General features: G+C 70.2%; 27 protein-coding genes. 17 read left to right on the top strand and 10 right to left on the bottom strand.

Annotated elements, in window-relative coordinates:
- Nucleotides 1-123 precede the first annotated feature (123 nt).
- The 4 genes from QFZ27_RS16970 to QFZ27_RS16955 all read left to right on the top strand — a co-directional run bounded on the left by QFZ27_RS16970 (nt 124) and on the right by QFZ27_RS16955 (nt 4,146).
- On the top strand, nt 124-1,731 hold the full coding sequence (locus tag QFZ27_RS16970; RefSeq protein WP_429227556.1) for an FAD-dependent oxidoreductase: 1,608 nt from the start codon (nt 124-126) through the stop codon (nt 1,729-1,731).
- A 15-nt stretch (nt 1,732-1,746) separates the two neighbouring features.
- Entirely contained in the window at nt 1,747-2,901 is a 1,155-nt protein-coding gene (locus QFZ27_RS16965; protein ID WP_429227555.1) for an NAD(P)/FAD-dependent oxidoreductase, read from the top strand.
- 153 nt (nt 2,902-3,054) lie between these two features.
- Entirely contained in the window at nt 3,055-3,702 is a 648-nt protein-coding gene (locus QFZ27_RS16960) for an RraA family protein (protein WP_429227554.1), read from the top strand.
- 63 nt (nt 3,703-3,765) lie between these two features.
- On the top strand, nt 3,766-4,146 hold the full coding sequence (locus QFZ27_RS16955; protein WP_429227553.1) for a DUF427 domain-containing protein: 381 nt from the start codon (nt 3,766-3,768) through the stop codon (nt 4,144-4,146).
- 228 nt (nt 4,147-4,374) lie between these two features.
- Here QFZ27_RS16955 and QFZ27_RS16950 read toward each other — a convergent pair whose 3' ends face one another.
- On the bottom strand, nt 4,375-4,785 hold the full coding sequence (locus QFZ27_RS16950; RefSeq protein WP_429227552.1) for a VOC family protein: 411 nt from the start codon (nt 4,783-4,785) through the stop codon (nt 4,375-4,377).
- A 242-nt stretch (nt 4,786-5,027) separates the two neighbouring features.
- Here QFZ27_RS16950 and QFZ27_RS16945 point away from each other — a divergent pair, with 242 nt between their 5' ends.
- Nucleotides 5,028-5,312, top strand: coding sequence for a hypothetical protein (locus QFZ27_RS16945; RefSeq protein ID WP_429227551.1), 285 nt, complete (start codon nt 5,028-5,030; stop codon nt 5,310-5,312).
- 4 nt (nt 5,313-5,316) lie between these two features.
- On the opposite strand, the gene QFZ27_RS16940 is transcribed toward QFZ27_RS16945, so the two are convergent.
- The 3 genes from QFZ27_RS16940 to QFZ27_RS16930 are packed head-to-tail and all read right to left on the bottom strand — an operon-like array spanning nt 5,317 to nt 7,929.
- Nucleotides 5,317-6,117, bottom strand: coding sequence for an ABC transporter ATP-binding protein (locus QFZ27_RS16940; RefSeq protein ID WP_429227550.1), 801 nt, complete (start codon nt 6,115-6,117; stop codon nt 5,317-5,319).
- Entirely contained in the window at nt 6,114-6,917 is an 804-nt protein-coding gene (locus QFZ27_RS16935; RefSeq protein ID WP_429227549.1) for an ABC transporter permease, read from the bottom strand. The genes QFZ27_RS16940 and QFZ27_RS16935 overlap by 4 nt, the downstream gene beginning before the upstream one ends.
- A 4-nt stretch (nt 6,918-6,921) precedes the next feature.
- Complete coding sequence (locus QFZ27_RS16930) at nt 6,922-7,929, bottom strand: ABC transporter substrate-binding protein (protein WP_429227548.1); 1,008 nt, start codon at nt 7,927-7,929, stop codon at nt 6,922-6,924.
- Between the two features lie 140 nt (nt 7,930-8,069).
- Between QFZ27_RS16930 and hisD the strand changes: the two genes are divergently transcribed.
- Complete coding sequence (hisD, locus tag QFZ27_RS16925) at nt 8,070-9,398, top strand: histidinol dehydrogenase (RefSeq protein ID WP_429227547.1); 1,329 nt, start codon at nt 8,070-8,072, stop codon at nt 9,396-9,398.
- Nucleotides 9,399-9,400: 2 nt separating this feature from the next.
- Complete coding sequence (locus tag QFZ27_RS16920; protein WP_429227546.1) at nt 9,401-9,745, top strand: hypothetical protein; 345 nt, start codon at nt 9,401-9,403, stop codon at nt 9,743-9,745.
- Here the strand turns inward: QFZ27_RS16920 and QFZ27_RS16915 are convergent.
- The 3 genes from QFZ27_RS16915 to QFZ27_RS16905 are packed head-to-tail and all read right to left on the bottom strand — an operon-like array spanning nt 9,738 to nt 11,106.
- A complete protein-coding gene (locus tag QFZ27_RS16915) occupies nt 9,738-9,920 on the bottom strand; it encodes a DUF6368 family protein (RefSeq protein WP_429227545.1) in 183 nt (60 codons plus the stop codon). The two genes, QFZ27_RS16920 and QFZ27_RS16915, sit on opposite strands and share 8 nt — an antisense overlap.
- Nucleotides 9,832-10,320 carry a DUF6368 family protein gene (locus tag QFZ27_RS16910; protein ID WP_429227544.1) on the bottom strand — a complete coding sequence of 163 codons (489 nt, stop codon included), beginning with the start codon at nt 10,318-10,320 and terminating at the stop codon, nt 9,832-9,834. Before QFZ27_RS16910 ends, QFZ27_RS16915 begins: the two co-directional genes overlap by 89 nt.
- A gap of 15 nt (nt 10,321-10,335) precedes the next feature.
- Nucleotides 10,336-11,106, bottom strand: a complete 771-nt coding sequence (locus tag QFZ27_RS16905; RefSeq protein WP_429227543.1) for an SDR family NAD(P)-dependent oxidoreductase — start codon at nt 11,104-11,106, stop codon at nt 10,336-10,338.
- Nucleotides 11,107-11,312: 206 nt separating this feature from the next.
- Here QFZ27_RS16905 and QFZ27_RS16900 point away from each other — a divergent pair, with 206 nt between their 5' ends.
- The 4 genes from QFZ27_RS16900 (at nt 11,313) to QFZ27_RS16885 (ending at nt 15,523) form a co-directional block, all read left to right on the top strand.
- Nucleotides 11,313-11,600 (top strand): hypothetical protein, encoded by a 288-nt coding sequence (locus tag QFZ27_RS16900; RefSeq protein WP_429227542.1) that lies wholly within the window; start codon nt 11,313-11,315, stop codon nt 11,598-11,600.
- A 107-nt stretch (nt 11,601-11,707) separates the two neighbouring features.
- Entirely contained in the window at nt 11,708-13,117 is a 1,410-nt protein-coding gene (locus tag QFZ27_RS16895; protein ID WP_429227541.1) for an MFS transporter, read from the top strand.
- A gap of 74 nt (nt 13,118-13,191) precedes the next feature.
- On the top strand, nt 13,192-13,944 hold the full coding sequence (locus tag QFZ27_RS16890; RefSeq protein ID WP_429227540.1) for an SDR family oxidoreductase: 753 nt from the start codon (nt 13,192-13,194) through the stop codon (nt 13,942-13,944).
- Nucleotides 13,945-14,059: 115 nt separating this feature from the next.
- A complete protein-coding gene (locus QFZ27_RS16885) occupies nt 14,060-15,523 on the top strand; it encodes a hypothetical protein (protein ID WP_429227539.1) in 1,464 nt (487 codons plus the stop codon).
- Nucleotides 15,524-15,554: 31 nt separating this feature from the next.
- Here QFZ27_RS16885 and QFZ27_RS16880 read toward each other — a convergent pair whose 3' ends face one another.
- Complete coding sequence (locus QFZ27_RS16880) at nt 15,555-16,337, bottom strand: GNAT family N-acetyltransferase (RefSeq protein ID WP_429227538.1); 783 nt, start codon at nt 16,335-16,337, stop codon at nt 15,555-15,557.
- A gap of 99 nt (nt 16,338-16,436) precedes the next feature.
- Between QFZ27_RS16880 and QFZ27_RS16875 the strand changes: the two genes are divergently transcribed.
- Both QFZ27_RS16875 and QFZ27_RS16870 read left to right on the top strand, forming a co-directional pair.
- Entirely contained in the window at nt 16,437-17,075 is a 639-nt protein-coding gene (locus QFZ27_RS16875; RefSeq protein ID WP_429227537.1) for a LysE family translocator, read from the top strand.
- Between the two features lie 13 nt (nt 17,076-17,088).
- Complete coding sequence (locus QFZ27_RS16870; protein ID WP_429227536.1) at nt 17,089-17,808, top strand: HAD family hydrolase; 720 nt, start codon at nt 17,089-17,091, stop codon at nt 17,806-17,808.
- Nucleotides 17,809-17,813: 5 nt separating this feature from the next.
- Here the strand turns inward: QFZ27_RS16870 and QFZ27_RS16865 are convergent, their stop codons facing one another.
- On the bottom strand, nt 17,814-18,362 hold the full coding sequence (locus QFZ27_RS16865) for a hypothetical protein (protein WP_429227535.1): 549 nt from the start codon (nt 18,360-18,362) through the stop codon (nt 17,814-17,816).
- Between the two features lie 20 nt (nt 18,363-18,382).
- Entirely contained in the window at nt 18,383-18,853 is a 471-nt protein-coding gene (locus QFZ27_RS16860; RefSeq protein ID WP_429227534.1) for a MaoC family dehydratase, read from the bottom strand.
- 61 nt (nt 18,854-18,914) lie between these two features.
- Here QFZ27_RS16860 and QFZ27_RS16855 point away from each other — a divergent pair, with 61 nt between their 5' ends.
- The 4 genes from QFZ27_RS16855 (at nt 18,915) to QFZ27_RS16840 (ending at nt 23,124) form a co-directional block, all read left to right on the top strand.
- A complete protein-coding gene (locus tag QFZ27_RS16855) occupies nt 18,915-20,252 on the top strand; it encodes an RsmB/NOP family class I SAM-dependent RNA methyltransferase (RefSeq protein WP_429227533.1) in 1,338 nt (445 codons plus the stop codon).
- Nucleotides 20,253-20,367: 115 nt separating this feature from the next.
- Nucleotides 20,368-21,108, top strand: a complete 741-nt coding sequence (locus tag QFZ27_RS16850) for an ATP-binding cassette domain-containing protein (protein WP_429227532.1) — start codon at nt 20,368-20,370, stop codon at nt 21,106-21,108.
- Nucleotides 21,108-22,136, top strand: a complete 1,029-nt coding sequence (locus QFZ27_RS16845; protein ID WP_429227531.1) for an ABC transporter permease — start codon at nt 21,108-21,110, stop codon at nt 22,134-22,136. Before QFZ27_RS16850 ends, QFZ27_RS16845 begins: the two co-directional genes overlap by 1 nt.
- Before the next feature lie 40 nt (nt 22,137-22,176).
- Entirely contained in the window at nt 22,177-23,124 is a 948-nt protein-coding gene (locus QFZ27_RS16840; protein ID WP_429227530.1) for a sugar-binding protein, read from the top strand.
- Nucleotides 23,125-23,150 lie beyond the last annotated feature (26 nt).

Raw genomic sequence — 23,150 nt, 5'->3', positions numbered from 1 at the left:
GTCCGTCCTCGATCGGTGCCGGCTGTAGCCTTGCGTCACCAGCCAGATGCCGACCCCACCCTGTATGCCCGAACCGGGCAAGGCAAGAGGGAGCCGGACGCCGCGTCGGAGACCAAGCCCGCCATGACCCATCCACCGATCGACCCGAAATCGGTCGCCGGGAAGACCCCGGAGGTCGAACGCCATGTCCAGCTTCTCGTCATCGGCGCCGGCCCGGCCGGCATCGCCGCCGCGGCCGAGGCGGCGGAGCGCGGGCTGGAGGTGCTGCTGGTCGACGAGAACCCGGTCGACGGCGCCCTGATCGGCATGGATGTGCCGCTGCATTTCGGCGGCCGCGCCACCGCCGCGGTGAACACGCCCGGCCGGCTGCTGGAGACGTTCCTCGAAGCCCAGCCGGAGCTGGTGGAGCTGTTCGACAAGGGCGTCGAGGTGCTGCTGCAGACCACGGTCTGGGGCCTGTTCGCCAACGCCCCCGGGGTGCAGTGGATGCCAGGCCCCGTGGCCGGCCTGGCCGACACCGACCGGTCCTGGCTGGTCGGCTTCGACCGGGTGGTGGTGGCGGCCGGCCGGCGCGACCTGGGCATGTCCTTCCCGGGCTGGGACCTGCCCGGGGTGATGGGCGTGACCGCGGCGCACCGGCTGATCGCCGGCTATGACGCCTTCGCCGGCCGGCGCCTGCTGATCCTGGGCACCGGCGCCGAGGCGCTGGACCTGGCGCTGACGGCGCTGGGCCGCGGCCTGGAGGTGGCCGGGCTGGTCGAGGTGGCGGACCAGCCGGTCGGTCCTGCCGCGCTGGTCGAGGCGGTGCAGGCGCGTGGCGTGCCGGTGCTGACCGGCCATGTGATCAAGGCGGCTTCGGGCAATGTCGAGGGCGTCACCACCGCGACGCTGGTGCGGGTCGATGGCGGCCTGTCGCCGGTGCCGGGCACGGAGCGCGACATCGCCTGCGACACCATCGCGCTGGGCATCGGCACGGTGCCGAACATCGAGCTGCTGGCCGCGCTGGACGCGAAGCTGGTGCATGACCTCGATCGCGGCGGCCACGTGCCGGTAATCGAGGCGGACGGCCGCACCGCACTGCCCTTCGCCTTCGCCGTCGGCGACTGCGCCGGCATCCATGCCGCCAAGTCGGTCGACGCCGCGGTGGCGCGGCAGGAGGGCCGGGTGGCGGCGATCGCCGCGGCTGCGTCGCTGGGCCAGGCGGCCGAGGGCGACGTGGCGGCGGCGCGGGCCGGGCTGGCGCAGCCGGTCCAGGGCCAGGGCGACCATCGGATGACCTGGCTGAAGGCGCTGCTCAACACCGGCGGCCTCGACGTCATGGTCTGCCAGTGCGAGGAGGTCAGCCGCGGCGAGTTGCTGGATGTCAGCCCGCCGCGCTATCTCGAGCGCAAGTCGAACAAGATGGGCACGCGGTCGCTGACCACCCTCCTGGAGGACGGCCCGGTCAACCAGGACCAGGTCAAGCGCCTGACCCGCGCCGGCATGGGCCTGTGCCAAGGCCGCCGCTGCCGCGAGCAGGTGGCGATGCTGCTGGCCCTGTCCTCGCGCATCGATGTCGGCCAGGTGCCGCTGGCCAGCTACCGCCCGCCGGTGCGGCCGCTGCCGCTGAAGGTGCTGTGGCCGCAGGACGAGGCCGCGGTGGTGCGGCAGGAATGGGATTCCTGGTTCGGCATCGAGAGCCAGTGGGTGCCCTGGTGGGACATCCCCGCCGGCACGACGAAGCAGGGCTGAGGCGGAGGGCGGATCATGGCAGAGACGAAGAACGGCGCCTCGGTCGTCATCATCGGCGGCGGCGTCACGGGCTTGAGCACCGCGTGGTGGCTGGCGCGCGGCGGCGTCGACGTGCTGGTGCTGGAGAAGGGCATCGTCGGCTGGGAGGCGTCGGGCCGCAACGGCGGCGGCTGCACCCACCCGCAGAGCCCGCTGTTCCCGGAGGAGCAGCGGCTGTGGCCGCAGATGGACGAGCTGCTGGGCTATCCGACGGAGCACCAGCCGCGCCGCCTGAAGATCGTGCTGCATGAATCCGACGTCGAGTTCATGCTCGGCTGGGTGCGGATGGGCGAGAAGCAGGGCTTCCACTACGACACCCTGGACGGCAAGCAGATCCGCGAGCTGGCGCCGCTGGCCGGCGACACGGTGGAGCGCGGCTACCTGCTGAAATACGGCGGCCACGCCAACCCGCAGCGCACCAGCCAGGCCTATGCCTGGGCGCTGCAGGACCATGGCGGCCGCATCCTGCAGCATTGCACCGTGACCGGCTTCGACACCGAAGGCGGCAAGGTGACGGGCGTCCGCACCGACCGCGGCGATTTCGGCTGCGACCATGTCGTGATCGCGGCCGGGCCGCAGACCGGCCTGCTGGCCGAGCTGCTGGGCGTCGACCTGCCCGTCGCCTCCGGCCGGGCCGAGATGATCGTCACCGAGCCGCTGCCGGCGATGCCGATGAGCGGGGTCGACGGCAACGGCCTGTACGGCCGGCAGACGCTGCGCGGCAACCTGGTCTATGGCGGCGGCCCGCATGAATGGCTGCCGCCGGTCGGGCTGGCGACGCCGCCGAAGCCGTCCAGCCCGCTGCTGCGCAACATCGGCCGGCGGCTGATGGAGCTGTTCCCGAAGGCCGCCCATGTGCGGATGATCCGCAGCTGGTCGGGCGTGATCGAGAACACGCCGGACGGGCGCGCGGTGATCGACTGGATGCCCGGCTTCGACAACGCCATCGTCGCCACCATGTCGAGCGTCGGCTTCGGCCTGTCGCCGGCCAGCGGCCACGCCATCCGCGACCTGATCGTCGACGGCGCCTGCAGCTTCGCCGACCTGTCGTCGATGCGCCTCGACCGCTTCGCCGGCCTGCCGAAGGACTGGCGCGAAGCCCAGGGCTGGCTGCCGCCGGTCGCGGCGTGACCGCTCCCCTCCACTGTCATCCTCGGGCTTGACCCGAGGATCCAGGGGCGGCCAAAGCGGCTCTTCGTGGCCCCTGGATTGCCGGGTCAAGCCCGGCAATGACAGATAGAGTGGGTTGCGGCAAAGATCGCAGAGTCTTCGGGAGGACCGCACATGACCGACCTGACCGCCCGGCTGGAGGCCTGCTATTCCGGCGCCGTCTATGACGTGCTGCGCGACCTCGGTCACGCCAATTGCGTGCTGCCGCGCACCATCCTGGCAGTCGACCCGGACACCAGCGTCTGCGGCCGTATCTTCACCATCCGCGGCCGGCCGGACGACACCGTCGACGCGCATCAAAGCCTGCTGGCCTGGACCGAGCTGCTGACCGTGGTGCCGAAGGACCATGTCGCGATCTGCCAGCCGCAGGACGATGTGCGGGCGCTGATGGGCGAACTGTCGGCCGAGGCGCTGCAGTCGCGCGGCGTGCGCGGCTACATCGTCGATGGCGGGTCGCGCGACAACGGCTTCATCCGCAAGCTGGGCTTCCCGGTCTTCGCCCGCTTTCGCACCCCGCGCGATATCGTCGCCGCCTGGATGCCGGAGGCCTATGGCGAGCCGATCACCATCGGCCAGGTGCGGATCGCCACCGGCGACTGGGTGGTGGCCGATATCGACGGCATCGTCGTCATCCCCGCGGCCCTGGCCGAGGAGACGGTGGCGAAGGTCGAGGATGTGATGCGGCAGGAGAACCTGGTTCGCAAGGCGATCCTCGACGGCGTGTCGCCGCAGGAAGCCTATCTGCGCCACGGCAAATTTTAACTCTTCCCCTGAAGCGGCCCGGACCCCACATCGAAGGTCCAGCACACAGCAGGGCCGAGCGCCATGAGCGAGAAGCCGAGGAAGATCCCCGGGCCCGACCACCCGATCACGGTCACGCCGAACCCGGCGCGAGTGGTGGTCACGGTGGCCGGCAAGGTCGTCGCCGACAGCCGCAACGCGCTGACGCTGCGCGAGGCGAGCTACCCGCCGGTGCAGTACATCCCCCGCCAGGACGTGGACATGGCGGCGCTGCAGCGCACCGACCACGCCAGCCATTGCCCTTACAAGGGCGACGCCGCCTATTACAGCATCCCGGCGGGCGGCGAGCGGACGGCGAACGCGGTCTGGACCTACGAGGCGCCCTACGACGCCGTCGCCGAAATCAAGGACCACGTCGCCTTCTACCCCAACCGCGTCGATTCGATCACCGAGCAGCCGGCCTGACCGGCTCCCGACTAGAGTGAGATGATCGCGCCAAGGCGGTGAGTTTTGCCTCTCCCGCGTGGCGGGAGAGGCCGGAGACGCGAAGCGGCTCCGGGTGAGGGTCCTTTGTCGAGGCCCGGGCCAGCCCTCACCCGGTCTCGCTGCGCGGCCCGACCTCTCCCGCCACGCGGGAGAGGCAACGCGAAGCGCTCGATATTCTGTCAGGCCCTGACCTCAATTCATCCCGCTCTACGGAAACAGCCCCGGCGCGTCCGAGCGGTGGCAGACGCAGCACAGCTTGTTGCCGTCCGGATCGCGCACATAGGCGCCATAATAGCTGGGATGGTAGTGCGGCCGGGTGCCGGGCGCACCCTCGTCCACCCCGCCCGCGGCCAGCGCCGCCCTGTGGAAGATGTCGACCTGGGCCCGGTCGCGCACGTTGAAGCCGATGGTGACGCCGTTGCCGAAGGTCGCCTTGCCGCCGTCGATCGGGCGGCAGATCAGGAATTCCGGGCCGCTGTCACCCTCCGGCACGTAGCACAGCCAGCCGGCGACCCGGTCGTCGAGCTGGCAGCGCAGGCCGATCGCCGCCAGCACCTTGTCGTAGAACTGCTTGGCCCGATCGATGTCGTTGGTGCCCACCGTGATGTGACTGAACATGGCCCTCCCCCGCGGCCCTAGGCCTTTAGCGCCCGCGCGTCGGGCTCGCCAACCGGCGCGACAGGATTCGTCCTAGCATAGCGCCCGCGGTCGTCCGAACGAAGCGGCAACATCTCCAGGATTCCCATGGTTCCCGGCGGGAATGCCTCTGCACGGCCGGAACCGGCGCTGTCCGGCCGCTATTGATGCCCATACCAACACAGAACGGCCCCTGCCCCGGAGCGCCGCCGCGGAGGATGCAGATGGACACGATCGGCCCCCTGACCCAGCAGATCCACAACGATCTCCTCGCGCTGATCGGCGAGCGATCCGAGGATTATGCCGCCGAGGCCGGCGGCGACCCACACGCGGTCAGCGGCGCGCTGATCGGCGCCCTGGCCTTCCTGACCGGGCAGATGATCGCCGCCGCCGTCGAGGCCGAGGGCGTATTGCCGATGCTCGAGCGGGCCAGCGCCAACATGCGCGTCGGCGCCGAGGCCGGCATCGCGCCGGTGCGGACCATCGACACCGGCATCACCGTACATTGAGCCCCTACCCGTCCGCCTCCGCCATCCGCCGCACCTCTTCGCGGATCGAGCCCAGGATGCGGTGGCGCAGGCGGATGAATTCGTCGGTCTCCGCGATCTCCGGCGCCCGCGGGCGCGGCAGCTTGATCGGCACGATCTCCTTGATCCGGCCCGGCCGGCTGGACATCACCGCCACCCGGTCGGAGAGATAGACCGCCTCGTCGACATCGTGGGTCACGAACAGCACCGCCAGGCGGTGCGCCTCCCAGATATCGGTCAGCAGCTCCTGCATCTGCTGCCGGGTCAGGGCGTCGAGCGCGCCGAAGGGCTCGTCCATCAGCAGGATCTTGGGCCGGTAGCACAGCGCCCGGGCGATGGCCACGCGCTGCTTCATGCCGCCCGACAACTGGCTGGGCCAGGCATCGGCGAAGCGGGCCAGCCCGACCAGCGCCAGATGCTCGCGCGCCGTCTGCTTCACCTGTGCCGCCGGCAGGCCGAGGCCGCGCAGGGCGAATTCGACATTGCCCAGCGCCGTCAGCCAGGGCATCAGCGTGTAGCCCTGGAACACCACGCCGCGGTCGCGTCCCGGCCCGGTGATCGGCCGGCCGTCGACCAGCACCGAGCCCTGGTCGAACTCCTGCAGCCCGGCGACGATCGACAGCAGGGTGGACTTGCCGCAGCCCGAGGCGCCGACCAGCGACACGAACTCGTTCTCGCCCAGCGTCAGGTCGATGCCCTGCAGCACCTGCAGCCGATCCTGCTTCTGCCGATCCTGCCGTTGGACGAAGCTCTTCGAGACGGACTGGATCTGGAGCTTCGCCGTCATCGCCGTGCGCGCTCATAGGGGAACAGGCGCTGCGCCAGGGCCTTCATGCCCTGGTCGGTGACCAGGCCGAGCACGCCCAGCACCAGGATGTAGCCGATGATCGTGTCGGTCTGGAAGAACCGCTGCGCCGTGTTGATGCGGTAGCCGAGGCCGGAGGTGGCGGCGACCAGCTCGGCCAGCACCAGCCAGGTCCAGGCCCAGCCCAGGCTGATCCGCATCGAATCCCAGATCCCGGGCAGCGCCGCCGGGACCACGATCGACATCAGGATCCGGCGCGGCTTCATCTCCAGCGTGCGGCCGACATCGATGAAGTCCCAGGGCACGCGCTTGACGTTGTCCATGATCAGCAGGACCTGCTGGAAGAAGGTGCCGATCCAGATGATCAGGAACTTCTGCAGGTCGCCGGTGCCAGTCCACAGGATGGTCAGCGGCACGAAGGCAACCACCGGCATGTAGCGGACGAAATCCACCACCGGCTCGATCAGCGCCTCCCACACATGGTAGCGGCCGATCAACACCCCGATCGGCACCGCGACCACGGTGGCCAGCAGGAAGCCGACCAGGATGCGGTAGATGCTGATCGCCGCGTCGTCCCACAGCTGGCCGGACTGCGCCAGCGCCCACAGCCGGGCCGCCACCTGCACCGGCGAGGGCAGGAACAGCGGCCGCACCAGCCCCGTCAACGTCACCGCCGCCCACAGCAGCAACAGGCCGAGGAACACCAGCGCGGCGATGCCGGCGAAGCGCGCCGGCGTCAGCCTGGTGTCGAGGCGGAAGAGGCGCGGCCGGCCGGCGGTCATGCGGTCACGGGGCGACGACGGCGATGAAGCGCGGATCGATCAGCCCGGCGGCGTCGACATCGCCCTGCAGCAGCCCCGCGGCCTCGGCCGCCTTCTTGACGTCGAGAATGACATGCTGGGCGAAGGCGCCGGTCAGTTGGGTCCTGTTGTCCGGCAGGGTATAGAAGGTGACGCCGTCGAAGGCGGTCGACAGCTCCTCCGGCGACGCGCCCACCGCCTTGGCGATGATGGCGCGGCCGCCGGCCATGTCCTTGGCGTAGTCGTCATGGGCGGCCTGCCAGGCCCGCAGCAGCGCCGCGATCTGACCCGGCTTCTCCTTCAGCACCTCCTCGCGCACCACGAAGACGTCGGAGACCAGCCCCGGATCCTCGGCCGCGGTGTAGAGCAGCCTGACCGCCGGGTCCTGCGCCCGCGCCAGGGTCAGATAGGGCTCGTAGGTCACCGCCACCGGCACGCGCTTGGCGATCAGCGCCGCGCCGGCGTCCGAGGCCGGCATCGGCACCGATTTGACATCGGCCAGCGTCAGCCCGTTGGCCGCCAGCGCGTAGTTCAGCAGGATGTGGCTGGTGGTGCCCTCCTCATAGGCGACTTCCTTGCCCTTGAGGTCGGCGATGCTCTTGATGTCCGCCCCGGCCAGGATGGCGTCGGCGGTCATGCTGACATCGAGCACGGCGACGATCTTGATCGGCAGCCCGGCCGCCGCCATCACCAGCGCGGTGTGGGTGGCGATGTTGGCGCCGTCCAGCTGGCCGCTGGCCAGGGCGGCGTTGACGTCCTTGTCCTGGGTGAAATTGACGATCTCGACATCCGACAGGCCCTGGGCCTCGAACAGCTTCTTCTCGGCCGCGACATGCCACAGGCCGTAGCCCAGCCAGGGCTCGATGCCCATCTTGAAGCCGCCGGCCTCCGGCTTCGCCGGCACCGCCTGCGCCGCCGCCGGGCCGGCCCAGGCCAGACCCGCCATGATCGCGGCCGTCAGAACCAGGCCGCGCGTCCCGCCATGATGTCCCATAGCCATTCCCCTGCTGAAGGCACGGCCGTTGGCCGCCGCGCTGTTTTTGCGGAGCGACAATTCATAAAGTGGCGGCTCGCAGAGTCAATCGACGCTCCGTATAAAGTCAGACGTATTTTCGCCATCGCGGGACCAAGGCCATGAGCGACGCCATCCAAATCCACGACCTGTCGACGCTGTCCGCGGCCGAGCGCCATGCCCTGCTGGCCCGGACCGAGGCCGATCTCGGCCCCTTCCTCGACGCCGTCCGGCCGATCGTGGCGGCGGTCAAGGCCGAGGGCGACGAGGCCGTGGCCCGCTTCACCCGCGACTTCGATAAGGCGCCGGTCGCGGCCGACGGCCTGCGCGTCGGCCAGGACGCGCTGGAGGCCGCGCCGGGCCTGCTGGAGCCCGAGGTGATGGCCGCGATCGACTTCGCCGCCGACAGCATCCGCCGCTTCCACGAGGCGCAACTGCCGGAGGAGATGTGGTGGAAGGAGGTGCGCCCCGGCGTCTTCGCCGGCGACCGCATCCGGGCGATCCCGTCGGTCGCGTGCTACGTGCCGCGCGGCAAGGGCGCCTTCCCGTCGGTGGCGATGATGACCACGATCCCGGCGCTGGCGGCGAAGGTGCCGAATGTCGTGATCATCACCCCGCCCGGCCCGGACGGGCAGGTCGACGCCGCGACGCTGGCGGTGGCGAAGCGGGTTGGCGTCACCCAGGTCTTCGCCGCCGGCGGCGCCCAGGGCGTGGCGGCGGTCGCTTACGGCACCGCGACGATCCCGAAATGCGACAAGATCGTCGGCCCCGGCAGCCCCTATGTCGTCGCCGCCAAGCGCCTGCTGGCCGATGCGATCGACACCGGCACCCCGGCGGGGCCGAGCGAATCCATCATCCTGGCCGATGACAGCGTCGACGGCGCGCTGGCGGCGCTGGACCTGATCATCGAATCCGAGCACGGGCCTGACAGCTCGGCCTGGCTGGTCACCGACAGCCGCCGGGTGGCGGAGCAGGCGGCGGCGGCGCTGCCAGGGCATTGGGCGGAGATGAGCACAGGCCGCGCCGGCTTCTCCCGCACCGTGCTGACCGGGCCGCGCGGCGGCATCGTGCTGGCGCCGGACTGGGATGCGGCGATCGGCTTCGTCAATGACTACGCGCCGGAGCATCTGCAGATCCTGTCGCGCGATCCCTTCGCCGATGCGGCGCGGATCGACCATGCCGGCGAGATCCTGCTGGGGCCCTACACGCCGGTGACGATCGGCAATTTCGTGCTGGGCCCGAACGCGGTGCTGCCGACCGGCGGCCACGCCCGCACCGCCTCGCCGCTCTCGGTGTTCGACTTCCTGAAGCGGACCTCGATCGGCTATGTCAGCGCCGCGGGCTATCCCGCCCTGGCCGAACAGGCGCGGACGCTTGCCACCTACGAAGGCTTCGACGGCCACGCCCGCGCGGTGTCGGAGGTGCGGGACCGGCTGCTGAAGCGGGGGTGAGCATGGCCGAGACCGTCACGCTGTGGCGCCCGGTCGGGCCGGAAGAGCTGCGGCTCATCCGCGAGGCCGGCATGCGCACCTTCCCGCCCCGCCTGCCGGAGCAGCCGATCTTCTATCCGGTGCCGTCGGAGGATTACGCCATCAAGATCGCGCGCGACTGGAACGTGCCGGCCAGCGGCTCGGGTTATGTCACCCGCTTCCGGGTGCGGCGCGATTTCCTCGACCGCTACCAGGTCCAGGAGGCCGGCGGCCGCAGCCATCTCGAATACTGGATCCCGGCCGAGGACCTGCCCGCCTTCAACACCGCCATTATTGGCGAGATCGAGGTGACGGCGGAGTTCACTTGATCATGTGGAAATCGGGGTGGCCGAGCCAGGCCCGCAGGAACGTGGTGTCCCCGACATGCCTGCCCCAGACTCGTCCGTTCCCAAGCTCATAGGGGATCGCGATGACCTTGCCGGGCAGTCCGATGAGGTATCGGGCGGGCAACCAGCTTGATCTCCTCCCATGAGGGATGCTCATGCCAGCCTTCATTCGGAAGCAGCAGTCCGTTGAAGTCGATGACACCATCTAGTCGTTCGGCGATTGCAAGCGCCAGTTCAGCAAGAACCCGATGAGCGTCGCTTCCTTTCGTCATGGCGCAGACGCCGACGGCGGCTAAGGGGACACAACCGAACGCCGCCTCGATGTCGGCTAGGTCGTCGCGTCCACCGTCGAGGTTTTCGGGCTCGACGAGGAAGGGAAGTGAAGGGTAGCCATCAAAGTTGCCATCGAATGAGCCGCCGAGCGGCCGGGTGGTGACGACCTGCAGGGGATCCTCGTCGAGCGAGCAGGTCACTGCCGCGACGAGATCACGCAACAGTTGAACTCGGTCCGCTGAAAAGGGCTGCCACAACAGGATTTCCAGCGTGGGTCCGGCCACAAGCTCCTCCTGAACTCAAATCGACGCCAGATACCCGCCGTCGACGTACAGCACCTGCCCGGTGACATAGGCGGCGGCGTCGGAGCACAGGAACACGGCGGGGCCGACCAAATCCTCCATCCGGCCGAAGCGGCCGGCCGGGATGGCGGACAGCATGCGCTGCTGCCAGGCCTCGTCGCGGTAGAACACCTCGGTCAGGGCGGTGCGGAAATAGCCGGGGCCGATGCCGTTGACCCGGATGCCGTCCTTCGCCCATTCCGTCGCCAGAGCCCGGGTCATGCCGACCAGGCCGGTCTTCGAGGCGCCGTAGGGCACGGCGCCGGGCACCCCGACCTCCGAGGTCAGCGAGCACAGGTTGAGGATGGCGCCGCCGCCGCGCGGCTTCATCAGCAGCGCTGCGGCGCGGGCGCAGAAGAAGGCGCCCTTCAGGTTGGTGTCGACGATCCGGTCCCACAGCGCCTCGTCGACCGCCAGCGACGGCCGCACCTCCTCCACCCCGGCGTTGTTGACCAGGATGTCGAGCCCGCCCAGCGCCGCCGCGGCGACGGCGAAGGCGCGGTCGATGCCGCGTGTGTCGGCGACGTCGAGCACCATCGGCACGGCCTGGCGGCCCCGCTCCCGCACCGCCTCGGCCACCCGGTCCAGCGCCGCGCGATCGCGGCCGGCCAGGGCAATGTCGGCGCCGGCCGCGGCCAAGCCGAGGGCCAGCGCCTCGCCGATGCCGCGGCCGGCCCCCGTCACCAGCGCCTTCCGACCCGCGAGCGGCCCCGAAGCCGGATCCACCATGCCTTCCTCCTGCCGAATGCAGCGCAGGCTTGCGCGGCGCCCGCGGCGGGTCAAGATCTCGGCGGTTGCCAACACGATCCCGAGCGGTTAACCATGGGGCATGGTCACCACGCGCTCCCTGCGAATTAGCCACTAGGCCCCGGGTCGGCCACGCCGGCTCCCCCGGGGTCTTCGCCGTTGCTGTTCGCATTCCCCGGGAGAAGACGATGACCACCCCTCGCGACGACGCGCAGGTTGTTTTCCACATAGCCGGCCTGGCCGACGTCAACCTGCTGCCCCGCCTGCTCGAGCATTTCTGCCTGCGCGACATCGTGCCCGAGCGCGTCTCGGCCGAACGCCATGGCGACGAGATGGGCGTGACCATCGCCATCCGCCGCGACGCCTGCCCGGAATGGGAGGCCGTGGCCCGCAAGCTGGGCCAGATCTTCGTGGTGAGGAGCGTGCTGGCCTCGGTCGCCGACGAGGCGGAAGAGCTGCAGGCCGCCGCGGGCTGAGCCCAACCATGCCGTCTGCGCATGCGTTGGCGTGACGGGGCCGTGCTATCGGGAGTCAGGTCGCCCGCCAGGCGGGCCGGCCCCTCCCCTTACCATCCGGCCGGCCCATGATCACGTCCCCGCGCCAACCCGTGCTGATCGCGCTGCTGGTCGCCGGCGCCTTCTTCATGGAGAACCTGGACGCCACCGTGATCGTCACGGCGCTGCCGGACATGGCGGCGTCCTTCGGCGTCCGGGCGGTGGATCTGAATGTCGGCCTGACGGCCTATCTGCTGACGCTGGCCGTGTTCATCCCTGCCAGCGGCTGGGTCGCCGACCGGTTCGGCGCCCGCTCGGTCTTCGCCGCCGCGATCGTCGTCTTCACCCTGGCCTCGGCCCTGTGCGCCGCCAGCGACAGCCTGTGGAGCTTCACCGCCGCACGCATCCTGCAAGGCATCGGCGGCGCCATGATGGTGCCGGTCGGCCGGCTGGTGGTGCTGCGCAACACCGCCAAGCAGGATCTGATGCGGGCGATCGCGTACATTACCTGGCCGGCGCTGGCGGCACCGGTGCTGGGGCCGCCGGTCGGCGGGCTGATCACCAGCATCGCCTCCTGGCGCTGGATCTTCCTGCTCAACCTGCCGCTCGGCGCCATCGCCCTGGTCCTGGCGCTGCGGCTGATCCCGAACGACCGCAGCGAGGATCGCCGACCCTTCGACGGGCTCGGCTTCATCCTGTCCGGCGTCGCCTGCCTGGCGCTGATGCTGGGGCTGGACCTGATCGGGCACGAACAGATCCCCTGGGCGATGGTCGGGCTGCTGCTGGCCGCCAGCCTGCTGCTGGGCGCCTGGGCGGTGCGCCATGCCCGGCGCCATCCGCACCCGCTGGTCGGGCTGGCCGCGCTGGCGATCCACACCTTCCGGGTCACCGTCCGCGGCGGGTCGCTGTTCCGAGCCGTGGTCAGCGCCGTGCCCTTCCTGCTGCCGCTGATGTTCCAGCTCGGCTTCGGGCTGGACCCGGTCAGCTCCGGCCTGCTGGTGCTGGCGCTGTTCGCCGGCAATCTCGGCATGAAGCCGATGACCACCTGGGTGCTGCGCAGCTTCGGCTTCCGCACCGCCCTGCTGGCGAACGGCGCGGTGCTGGCGGCGACGCTGTTCGCCTGCGCCCTGCTGACGCCGTCGACACCGGTGGCCCTGACCGCAGCGCTGCTGGTGGTCAGCGGCGCCGCCCGGTCGATGCAGTTCACCAGCCTGAACACCCTCGCCTTCGTCGACGTCCCCAGGCCGGAGATGAGCGCCGCCAACACCCTGTTCAGCGTGATCCAGCAGATCTCGGTCGGGCTGGGCGTGGCGCTGGGCGCGATCGCGCTGCGGGCGGCCGAGGCGTCGGGACTGGCCGGCGGCTCCATCGTCGCCGAATATCAGATCGCCTTCGCCCTGCTCGGCGTGGTGGCGCTGCTGTCGCTGATCGACTGCCTGCCGCTGCGCCGCGACGCCGGCACCGAGGTCAGCGGCCATCGCCAGCAGCATTCCGGCTGACTACGTCGGACATAACCGCTAGGGTCCGTTTGGACACGGGGCCGACCCCGGCGATCGATACGGGAGAGACGCAGATGACGAGCAAGGTGGCGCTGGTGACGGGGGCCGGGTCGGGCGTCGGCCGCGCGGTGACCCTGGCCTTCCTCAAGGAGGGCTACACGGTGGTGCTGGCCGGCCGCCGGCAGGATGCGCTGGCGGAGACGATCCAGCTGTCGGGCGTCGCCGCGGACCAGGCCGTGGCGGTGCCGACCGACGTCACCGATCCCAAGAGCGTCCGAGCCCTGTTCGACGCCGCCAAGGCCCGCTTCGGACGACTGGACGTGCTGTTCAACAATGCCGGCGTCAGCGCCCCCGGCGTGCCGCTGGAGGACCTGAGCTTCGAGCAGTGGAAGGCGGTGGTCGACACCAACCTGACCGGGCCGTTCCTGTGCACGCAGGAGGCGTTCCGGATCATGAAGGACCAGGACCCGCAGGGCGGCCGGATCATCAACAACGGCTCGATCTCGGCCCATGTGCCGCGGCCGAACTCCGCCCCCTACACCGCGACCAAGCACGCCATCACCGGCCTGACCCGGTCGACCTCGCTGGACGGTCGGAAATACGGCATCGCCTGCGGCCAGGTCGACATCGGCAATGCCGCCACCGACATGGCCTCGAAGATGGCCAAGGGCGTGCCCCAGGCCGACGGCTCGATCAAGCCGGAGCCGCTGATGGACGCGGCCCATGTCGCCAGCACCGTGCTGATGATGGCGTCCCTGCCGCTCGACGCGAATGTTCAGTTCGTCACGGTCATGGCGACCAACATGCCGTTCATCGGACGAGGGTGATACCCGACTCTTGACCGCTCCTGGGCTGCCCGACCAAGCTAGGCGATGATAGTCAAGGGCACGGCCCGTTCCATCCAGGCAACGGGGCCGTGCCTCACCGCCAGAAGGGCCCGGGATGAGCCAGGAGGCCGAAGATTTCCTGAGGGAACTGCGGGCCTCCCTGCTCTTCGCGCCGGATTTTCCCAAGCGTGTGAGTTGCTCCATTGCTGACTGGGAGCTGCTGACGGAAGGGGAGAGGCGGGCGCTTGACCAAGTCTCTCTCGAGGCTATGCAACGCGCACGCGCCGCGTATCGCCCCTGGGAAGAGGCCGTGCGAACGCTCGGCGAGGCGCGCTACACGCCAGCAATCCCGCTGTTGGCGCAGCTTTGGCAGGATTGCGCGCTGATGCCGGTGCGGGTGAGCGCAGGCCATGCGCTTCTGGCTATGGACGATCCAGCCTCCTATGACGCGCTGGAGTGGCTGATCGAGGACCGGGAACCCATTTCCGTCCACCTCGGCATACGCGCCGTCTTCCGCCGCAATCCTTTCGCCGCTTTCGACCGGTTTGCGCCGCTGTTCGCGGAGCAGGACATCACCACGGTGACGATCGGCCAGGAGGTGCTGTCGCTGTTCGCGCCATCGATGGTGCTGGCGAACGGCTCCCCCCGCTGGACCGAGAGCAAGGCGCCGTCCTGGTTCGAGCAGGATCCCCGTTGGGCGGCACTCTGTGCCGGGCTATGCCTGGACGAGAGGCTCGGCGCCCCGGCCCGCATGGCGCTGCGCCACGCCGATCCGGGCAGTGCTCTGCCCGCGCTGGAGGCCGCCGGCGCCAGACGTCCGCTCCCACCCATACCGGTTACGCGTGCCATCGGCGACCTCGTGGCGCGCTATCGGGCCGGGGATCATCTGGGCACGTGGCGGGAGGCCCGCACCTTCCCGGCTATTGCCGGAGATTTGCGTGCGGAAGTCGCCGCGCTGGCGGGCGAAACCATGGTGCGCGCGGCCCACAACGTCGCGCTGATATCCGAAAGACTGCAGCGGGCGGGATGGCAGTCTCTCGGCCCCATGCGAACGCTGCCGGAGCCCGCTGACGCGGCGCGGATTGCGGCGATCGAGCAGATGACGGGCGCATGGCTGCCGCCATCCCTGGACGCGTTCTGGCGCGTGGTCGGGGGCGTGAACTGGGTATGGGATTGCGACCAGGGCGCAGGCCCCGTCGTCGCCGATCTGCCTTTGGCACGCATCGATACGGATGCCCTGTCGATCGAATCCTGCTGCGCCATCGAATCGCTTTGCTTCGAGGTGTGGGAGGAACAGAAGGACGTGTTCCACCCGGATCTGATCGGTCCTTACCTGCTGGATCTGGCGCCCGACCGGCTTCACAAGATGAATGTCAGTGGCGGCCCGCCTTACGCGATCGAATTGCCTTTCTCGGGCGCCGACCCGCTGTTCCGGCAGGAAAGCCACGCCCTCCCCTTCGTCGAGTATCTGCGCGACTGCTTCGCCTGGGCCGGGTTTCCACACTTGAAGCACCATACCGACCAAGCCGCCGTGCGACGCTTCGTCGGCATTCTGGGCCGAGGGCTGGAGCCGTTCTGATATTGGGGCGAGTTTTCAGACGGCAGGCCGCTCACGCCTCCCGCACGTAAGGCGTCGTCGTCGTCAGCGCCCGGAAGCCGAGCCGTTGAAGGATCGGCCGGCTTTCGGACGAGGCGTCGACGGTGAGGAAGCGGAAGCCCCGCTCCTTCGCCTCGGCGGCGCGCTTGGCCACCAAAGCGCGGTAGATGCCGCGGCCGCGCCAATGCGGCCGGGTGGCCCCGCCCCACAGATCGGCGAAGCCGGTGCCGGGATGGAACCGGATCCAGCCGGCCGAGACGCAATGGCCGTCGGCCGTGGCGAGATAGACCGACAGCCGGTCCGGCGCCGCCGCGAGCTCGGCGCCCAGCACCTCCGACCGCCAGTCGTCGTCGGTGCCGTAGACCGCTGCCATCAGGTCGTCGATGGCGCCGAACCGCACCGGGTCGACCACCCGTTCTATCGTCACGCCCGCCGGGTCGACCGGCGGCGGCAGCGGGCCGTCGAGGTCGAGCACGACCAGCGTCTCCGGCTCCTCCGGCACGAAGCCGGCGACCTCCAGGCGCCGGCCGAGATCGGCCGGCGTGTCGTGGCCGTACAGCTTCCATTCAACCGACCGGCCCTGGCTCGCGAAGAAGGCGGCCTCCCGGGTAATCGCCGCACCGGCCGAAGCGGCGTCGAGCCGGCTCCACTGCACGAAGTTGTCATGCGCCCCCGGCCCGGGGCCGACGATGCGGGTGACGTCGGGCAACTGCTCCACGCGATAGGCCGGATCGGCCTGCGCCGGGGCCCGCCGCAGCTCGGCGTCGAAGCGCCTCAGGATCTCCGCCTCGTCCATCCCGTCCTCCGCCCGATCCGCCGGGCTTGCCCCGGGCGTCCCTTATGGCCGATTTTGGCGCCGGCTGCGACCGCAGCCCTGCCTTTTCGGAGAGCAATCGTGAACGGCACCCTGCTTCTGGCCTCCGGCCTCGCCGGCTTCGTCTACGGCATCTCGCCGGGGCCGGCGGTGCTGGCCCTGTTCGGCATCTCCGCCGGCCAGGGGCGGCGGGCCGGCGCCACCTTCCTGTGCGGCCATCTGGTCGGCGACGCGCTGTGGTCGGCGCTGGCGCTGACCGCGATCATCGGCGCCCAGGCGATCGGCCCGGTGGTGTTCGACACGCTCGGGCTGATCTGCGGCGCCTATCTGCTGTGGCTCGGCTGGTCGGCGGTGACCGTGCGCCGCGGCGCCGACGGGACGATCGACACCTCGGTCCGCCGGCCGTTGCTGCGCGGCCTGCTGTTCGGCGTCAGCAACCCGAAGGGCTATCCGGTGGCGGTCGCGACCTTCACCGCGCTGCTCACCAGCTACTCCGCCAGCCTGACCTGGTCCGAGCTGCCGGCGCTGGTCGCCGCCGCCTGCCTCGGCGCCGTCGGCGCCTATGCCATCCTGGTCGGCGTCACCGGCGCCGCGGCGGTGCGCGGCTTCTACCGCCGGCACGAGATCTGGTTCGTCCGCGCCTCCGGCCTGCTGTTCCTCGGCTTCGCCCTGCACGCGCTGTTCGAGTCGATCACCGGCTTCGCCGCCCGCCGCAGCTAGAGTCATCCATCCCATGTCCGTTCCGCTGACCGTCGCCTTCGACGCCGACGACACCCTGTGGCACAGCGAATCCATCTTCGAGGAGACGCATGGCCGGCTGATCGCCCTGCTCTCCCCCTGGGTCGACGCCGAGACGCTCGAGCGCACCCTGCTCGACACCGAGGCGCGCAACCTGAAGACCTTCGGCTACGGCGTGAAGGGCTTCACCCTGTCGATGATCGAGACCGCTATCGAGATCACCGAGGGCCGGGTCGGCGCCGCCCAGATCCGCACGATCCTCGAGCTCGGCAAGGCGATGATGGACCATCCGGTCGAGCTGATCGACGGCGTGGTCGAGACGCTGGACGCGCTGGCGCCGGAGGCCGAGGCGGGCCGCATCCGGCTGATCGTGATCACCAAGGGCGACCTGTTCCACCAGGAGAGCAAGGTCGCCCGCTCCGGCCTCGCCGAGCGGTTCGAGAGCGTCGAGATCGTGGCCGAGAAGGACGAGGCGACCTATCGCCGGATCCTGCAGCGCGGCGGCGCCACGCCGGATCGCTTCCTGATGATCGGCAACTCGATGCGCTCGGACATCCTGCCGGTGCTCGATCTCGGCGGCCAGGCGGTGCACATCCCCTACCGCATCACCTGGGCACATGAGGCGGTGAGCCGGCCGGAGGTGGCCCCGCCCGGCTTCCACACCCTCGACTCGATCCGCGAGGTGCCGGTGCTGGTGGCCAGGCTGGCCGGCTGAGGCGGCTACCGCACGCCGCAGGGCCCGACCACCTGCTTCAGCCTCGCGGCATCCTCCGGTAGCCGGAAGGTCAGCGCCAAGGCGGGCTTGCCGGCGTCGGGCGGGCGGATCTCGGCCGCCAGCGTCTGCCCCGGCCGCGCCAGCCAGCGAGCGGCTTCCGGCTTCGACAGGGCGAAGCTGAAGGTGAACACCGTGTTCTCGCTCCACCAGCCGGAGACGAGGCGCGGCGCCGACCGGTCGCCGGCGAAGGCGATGGTCAGCCGCTTCTGGCGCTCGCCGATGCCGTCCGGCCCCTCGAAGGGGTCGGTGTCGAAGCCCAGCGTCTCCGGAATCGTCAGTTGCGCCGTCATGTCGGCATCGGGGCGGCAGCCGATGACCAGCTGGGCCGGCGAGGAGTGCTCGCCGGCGCGGGCGGTGCCGGCCAGGGATGCCGTCTGCAACGGATTGTCCGGTTGGGGTTTGGCGATGGTCCAGCCGGTCTCCGCCGCCACGGCGCCTCCCGACAGCGTCGCAAGGACCAGGCCGATCGCCGTCAGGCGCCTTGAACGTGACATGCTTCCCCTCCCCTTCACCATCAGGCCGGCCGCCGCGGCACGACCATGTTTGCGATCATGATCTGCACCGGCTCATCCGCCTGGTTCAGGGTGGTGATCCGGGTCTTGACCATGCCGCGGTCGGGGCGCGACTGGGACGGCCGGATCTCCAGCACCTCGCTCTCCACCCGCAGCACGTCGCCGGGGCGGACGGGCCGCGGCCAGCGCATCTCGTCGGTGCCGCCGCCGATCAGTCCGTTGGCCGGCAGGAACTCGCCGCCGACCAGGAGCTTCATGGTCAGCGCCGCGGTGTGCCAGCCACTGGCGGCGAGGCCGCCGAAGAAGGTCGCCTTCGCCGCCTCCTCATCGAGATGGAAGGGCTGCGGGTCGAACTGGGCGGCGAAGGCCTTGATCGCCTCCGGCGTGACGGTGACGGTCCCCGAGCCGAAACGCTGCCCGATCTCGAGATCCTCGAGATAGAGGCGGCGGGCGGCGGCGTTGTCGGGCGGCATCGGCATGTCCTCCATGGCTGCGCCCAGCATGGCGCGGCGGAGCCGAACGCGAAAGAGCGCGATGGCACTGGCCGGCCCGGCCGTGATGGTCTACATCCCGCGCATGACCGACACCGGAATGGCCACGCGCAAGGCCGCCGTCGAATTGCTGCGGGCCGTTCTGGCGCAGCGGCGCCCGATCGACGAGGCCCTCGATTCCCATCTCGCCCTGCAGGGCATGGAACCGCGCGACCGCGCCTTCACCCGCTTGCTGCTGACCACGACGCTGCGCCGCCTGGGCCAGATCGACGCGCTGATCGACAGCGCGCTGAAGACGCCGCTGGCCCGCGGCGCCGCCACCGTGCGCGACGTGCTGCGCCTGGGCCTGGCCCAGCGCCTGTTCCTGGCGACGCCGTCCCACGCCGCGGTCGACACCTCGGTCGAACTGGCCGGCCTGACCGGATTCGCCGGCATGAAGGGGCTGGTCAACGCCGTGCTGCGCCGCCTGGCCGAGGACGGCCCCGCCCTGCTGGCCGGGCAGGACGCGCCCCGGCTGAACACGCCGGACTGGCTGTGGTCGCGCCTGGCCGATTCCTATGGCGCCGACACCGCCGCCGCCATCGCCGAGGCGCATCTGCGCGAGGCGGCGCTCGACTTTTCGGTCAAGGCCGACCCCGATCTCTGGGCCGCGCAGCTCGACGCCCGGCCGCTGCCGACCGGGACGCTGCGGCGCGAGGCCGGCGGCATGGTGCCGGAGCTGCCCGGCTTCGCCGAGGGCGCCTGGTGGGTGCAGGACGCCGCCGCCGCGATTCCCGCCCGGCTGTTCGGCCCGGTCGAGGGCCGGCGCATCCTCGACCTCTGCGCCGCGCCGGGCGGCAAGACGGCGCAGCTGGCCGCCGCCGGCGCCGCGGTGACCGCGATCGACCGCTCGACCCGCCGCCTCAAGCGGGTGGCGGAGAATCTCGGCCGGCTCGGCTTGGCCGCCGAGATGCACACCGCCGAAGCCGAGACCTTCACCGGCGGCGCCCCCTATGACGGCGTGCTGCTGGACGCGCCCTGCAGCGCCACCGGCACCATCCGCCGGCACCCGGACGTGCCGCGGCTGAAAGGGCCGGAGGACGTGGCCAAGCTGGCCGCGGCCCAGGCGCGGATGCTGCGCCGCGCGGTCGAGCTGGTGCGGCCCGGCGGCATCCTGATCTGGTGCACCTGCTCGCTGCTGCCCGAGGAAGGCGAGGCGCAGATCGACCGGCTGCTGACGGAGGACGACCGCCTGGCCCGCGTGCCGGTGGCGGCGGCGGAGATCGGCGGGTCGACCGAGCTGCTGACCCCGGCCGGCGACGTCCGCACCCTGCCCTCGCACTGGCCGGATCACGGCGGCCTGGACGGCTTTCACATCGCCCGGCTGAAGCGGCGATCCTGAGCCTTCCGCTGTTGATACAATAATCAGACAAAAACAATTTGCACTCCGCCGCGCTCTCTTTCACAGTTCCGCCCGAACGAGGCCGGGTTCACCGGGCCGGGGAGGAACGGGGCGGATGGCGCTTCTGGAATTGCGTGACGTTACCAAGCATTTCGGGGCGATCCACGCCCTGAACGGAGTCAGCTGGTCGCTCGATCCGGGCGAGGTGGTCGGGCTGATGGGCGACAACGGAGCCGGCAAGTCCACCCTGGTCAAGGTCATGGCCGGCAACTTCCCGCCGACCTCCGGCGAGGTGCTGCTCGACGGCAAACCGGTGCATTTCCACAAGCCGGTCGATGCCCGCGAGGCCGGGATCGAGGTGGTCTACCAGGACCTCGCCTTGGCCGACAACCTGACCGCCGCCGCCAATGTCTTCCTCGGCCGCGAGCTGAAGACCGGGGTCTGGCCGCTGCGCCGCCTCGACCACGGCGCCATGAACCGCAAGGCCCAGGCGCTGTTCGCCGAGCTGAAATCCGAGACCCGCGCCAGCGATTTGGTGCGGCTGATGTCGGGCGGCCAGCGCCAGGCCGTGGCCATCGCCCGCACTCGCCTGGCCAACGCCAAGCTGATCCTGATGGACGAGCCGACCGCGGCGATCAGCGTGCGCCAGGTGCATGAGGTGCTGGAGCTGATCCGCCGGCTGCGCGACAGCGGCATCGCCGTGATCCTGATCAGCCACCGCATGCCCGACGTGTTCGATGTCTGCGACCGGGTGATCGTGATGCGCCGCGGCCGTAAGGTCGCCGACAAGCGCATCGCCAGCAGCTCGCCCGAAGAGGTGACGGGCCTGATCACCGGCGCTCTGGAGGCGGCGTGATGGCGGCGGCGGCGATGAATTTCGACAATGTCCGGCGGCAGGGGCCGCTGCACCGGATCATGTCGTCCCAGATCACCTATGTGCTGGCCGCGCTGGTGATCCTGATGGTGGTCATGGCGATCGCGTCGGACAAGTTCCTGACCGGGCGCAACCTGCAGAACGTCGCCCAGAACTTCTCCTACATCGCCATCGCGGCCTTGGGGCAGACGCTGGTGATCATCCTGGCCGGCATCGACCTGTCGGTCGGCTCGGTGATGGCGCTCGGCGCCGTCGCCACCAGCCTGGCGATGGGCTGGAGCGCGGACTGGCCGATCTTCGCCGACTGGCCGGGCCTGGCGCTGGCCTTCGGCGTGCTGGCGGGCGTCGCGGTCGGCGGCGTGGTCGGGCTGGTCAACGGCCTGTTGATCGCCCGGCTGGGCCTGTCGCCCTTCGTCACCACGCTGGGCATGCTCAGCGTCTGCCGCAGCCTGGTCTATGTCGTCACCCAGGGCCGCGGCTCGCCCACCGCCGGGCCGGCCAAGGACCTGTTCCGGACCCTGGGCAACGAGCCCGTCTTCGGCACCGTGCCGCCATCGCTGATCTACATGGCGGTGCTGGCGGTGATGATCTGGTACCTGCTGCGCCATATGCAGTGGGGCCGGCACGTCTTCGCCATTGGCGGCAACGAGAAGGCGGCGGCGCTGACCGGCGTGCCGGTCGAGCGGGTCAAGATCTCGGTCTATGTGTTCTGCAGCGCGCTGGCCGGCTTCACCGGCGTGCTGCTGCTGGCCTGGCTCGGCTCCGCCCCCGCCAACACCGCGGTCGGCTACGAGCTGCGGGTGATCGCCGCCTCGGTGATCGGCGGCGCCAACCTGACCGGCGGCATCGGCGGGCCGCTCGGCGCCATCACCGGCGCGGCGCTGATCGAGGTCATCCGCAACGGTCTGATCTTGGGCGGGGTGCAGCCCTACTGGCAGGATTTCTTCGTCGGCGTTTTCATCATCCTGGCGGTGCTGCTGGACCGCATCCGGTCCAAGCGCGCGGCCTGAGCCGCCGGACGGCAACGAGTTCAACAAGGGGAGGACCATTATGAAGAAGCTACTTTTGGCAGCCGTAGCACTGGGTGCCGTCATGGCCATGGCCGGTGGGGCGAACGCGCAGGACAAGCTGCGCTTCGCCCTGGTGCCGAAGGCCATGAACAATCCCTATTTCGACCTGTCGCGCGACGGCTGCATGGATGCCGCCAAGAAGCTCGGCGTCGAATGCGTCTATATCGGCCCGGTCGAGCATGAGCCGGCCAGCGAGGCGCAGATCGTGCAGGACCTGATCACCCAGGGCATCGACGGTCTGGCGATCTCGGTCGCCGATGTCGACGCCATGACCAACGTCATCAACCAGGCGGTCGAGGCCGGCATCCCGACCATCACCTTCGACGCCGACGCGCCGGGATCGAAGCGCCAGGCCTTCGTCGGCACCGACAACTACGCCATGGGCAAGGCGATCGGCGAGATGGCGGCCAAGCTGAAGCCCAGCGGCGGCACCTACGCCATGGTCTCGGGCGGCCCGGCCGCGGCCAACCTGAACGACCGCGTGCGCGGCGTGATCGACGGGCTGGGCGCCGGCTGGACCCAGGTCGAGGGCTCGCCGCTGTACTGCAACGACGACGCCGCCCTGGCGGTGCAGCAGCTGCAGGACACGCTGACCGCCCATCCGGACATCGACGCGCTGCTGCCGGTCGGCGGCTGGCCGCTGTTCGTGCCGGACGCCTTCCGCAGCTTCGCCGAGCCGATCAAGGCCAAGCTGGCCTCCAAGGAAGTCGTGCTGGTCTCGGCCGACACGCTGAAGTCGGAGCTGGAGCTGCTGCGCGACGGCTACGCCAACGGCCTGATCGGCCAGCAGCCCTATGAGATGGGCGCGCTGGCGATGGAGCTGCTGCAGAAGCTGAAGAAGGGCGAGAAGGTCCAGGAGATCACCACCGTCGGCCTCGACACGGTGACCCCGGACAATGTCGCCGAGTTCCTGGCCAAGGCGAAGTAAGCCTTTCGGGCGAAAAATGGCCGGGG

Source organism: Inquilinus ginsengisoli (genome assembly GCF_050434925.1).
GTDB lineage: Bacteria > Pseudomonadota > Alphaproteobacteria > DSM-16000 > Inquilinaceae > Inquilinus > Inquilinus ginsengisoli_B.
Note: the sequence above shows the minus strand (reverse complement) of the source record. Positions and strands in the feature narration are given on the sequence as shown.